Annotated in this window: 1 protein-coding gene; it reads right to left on the bottom strand. The window is 53.8% G+C overall.

Annotated features, from left to right (window positions below):
* The coding region (locus GWC94_RS13165) for a PKD domain-containing protein (protein WP_161835474.1) at positions 1 to 2,232 on the bottom strand (2,232 nt) is incomplete at both ends.

Raw genomic sequence — 2,232 nt, 5'->3', positions numbered from 1 at the left:
TCCAGGTGGCCCCGTTATTGGTGGAAGACTCCCAGTTGAGTATGGAACCTGTATATCCAGAGAGAGAAAGTGTGGCCGAGTTGGCGGTGGCACAAACGGTGGCATCCGCAATCAGTGTACCTGGCACAGTGGGCGGATATACACTGATCTCCACGATATCCGAAGAAGCGGTGCAAAGCGAGCTGGAGATGGTCCACCTCAGTTTATAGGTGCCCGCTGCCAGACCTGTGATCGTGGTGGTTGGATTCACATCATCGGTAAATGTTACGGTTGTCGGGTTGCCGGGCTCTGCCGTCCATTTGCCCGTACCCGAGCTCGGTGTATTGGCAGCCAGGGTGGTTCCGCTGGTATTGCAGATCGACTGATCGGGGCCTGCATTTGCCGTAGTTACCGCAGGTAAGGCGGTAATGATAACGTTATTGGAATAGAGCGCCGGACAAACCTGGTTTTTCACCTGCGCACGGAACAGGGTGGTGGCGGTCAGATTGGTAAAGTTATACGTGTCGGTTGTATGGACGATGTTAGTCCAGCTGGTACCGTTATTGATTGAATATTCCCAATTCAGCACACTGCCACGGTAGCCTGTCAGGGATAATGTTCCGCTGTTGGCGGTGGCGCAGACAGTCGCATCCGCCACAAGTGTTCCCGACAGGGTTGGCGGATGAATAACGATATCAACCTCATCCCTTGAATCAGAACAGATGCCGTTGGAAATGGTCCATGCAAAGCGGTAGGTGCCGATGCCCATTCCGTTCACCACTGATGCGTGATCAAGCGGGTCAACGATGGTGGGTGTGGTGGGTCCGGAGACAAATGTCCATTTACCCGTACCCGAGGTCGGTGTATTGCCGGCGAGGGTTGCTGTTGTGGTGTTACACAACGACTGGTCCGGTCCTGCATTGGAGGGTGTTACCAGGTCCAGCACGGTAACGGTTGCTGCGATGCCCGAATATTTGGGAACGCCAACTCCGTTCTGTACAAGCGCCCTGAACAGCGTGGTGGTGGTCAGGTTAATGTAGGTATAGGTATTCTGGTTAGCGTTAACAGTTGAGGATATGGCACTCCAGGTTACACCATAATCAACAGATGTCTCCCAGCGAAGAATGGTGCCGAGATAATCCGTAAGCACCAGCGTACCGGTATTAGCACCTGTACAAACCACTGCGTCAGGACCGATCCTGCCCGGATCGGTGGGAGGCTGCACGGTGATCTTCATCGTGTCCGATGAACTTGCGCAGGCGCCGTTGGATATTGTCCAGCGCATCAGGTACACTCCATCCGTAGGCGGTGAGCCTGCGTTGAATTCGAGATTGCCGACTGTTGTTCTCGGGTCGGCACTGTTCGAAATGGTAACGGTAGTCGGTCCGGAAACCTGTGTCCATTTGCCGGAGCCGGAACCGGGAACATTGCCGTTCAGCCTGATACTTGTCACACCATTGATCACGATCTCATCAGCGCCGGCATTCGCCACGGTTACAGCCTGCAGCACGTTCGCTGTAACCACATTGGAATACAGGGCAGGACAAACCGAATTCTTCACATTCACACGATACCGCGTTGTGGTGGTCAGATTGGTGAAGGAGAAATTGGCGGTGGTATTGCTGATCGTATTCCAGGTATTCCCGTTGTCTGTAGAAGACTCCCAGTTAAGAATATTGGTGCTGTATCCGGTTAAAGTAAACGAGCCGCTGTTGGCCGTTGCACATACAGTAAGATCGGATGCCAGTGTACCAGGGTTGGTCTGCGGTACAACGGTGATGTCCACAAAATCCTGTGAAACCGCACAGGCGCCGTTGTTGATATTCCACGCCAGGCGGTACGTACCTGTTGTCAGTCCGTTAACGGTGGTGGTTGGGTTATTGGCATTGGTGAAAACCGGTGTGGTGGGTCCTGAAACGAAAGTCCAGGTACCGGAACCGGAAGCAGGTGTGTTACCGGCAAGTGTGGCCGAGGTTACGGCACAAAGTGTTTGATCAGGTCCTGCATTGGCCGGGGTAACGGGCTGCAGAACGGTAACGATAACGGTATTGGAACCCTGCGCCGGACAAACCCCGCTTGCCACCATGGCGCGATAGGCAGTGGTAACAGAGAGATTGGAGAAAGAGATGGTATTGGTGGTATTGACCACATCGGTCCAGGTATTGCCGTTGTCGATGGAAGTCTGCCATTTTGAAACGGAGCCTGTATATCCCGACAGAGAAAGCGTGCCGCTGTTGGCTGTGGCACAAACGG

The organism is Sediminibacterium soli (genome assembly GCF_009939225.1).
GTDB lineage: Bacteria > Bacteroidota > Bacteroidia > Chitinophagales > Chitinophagaceae > Sediminibacterium > Sediminibacterium soli.
This window is presented reverse-complemented; position numbering and strand designations above follow the sequence as displayed.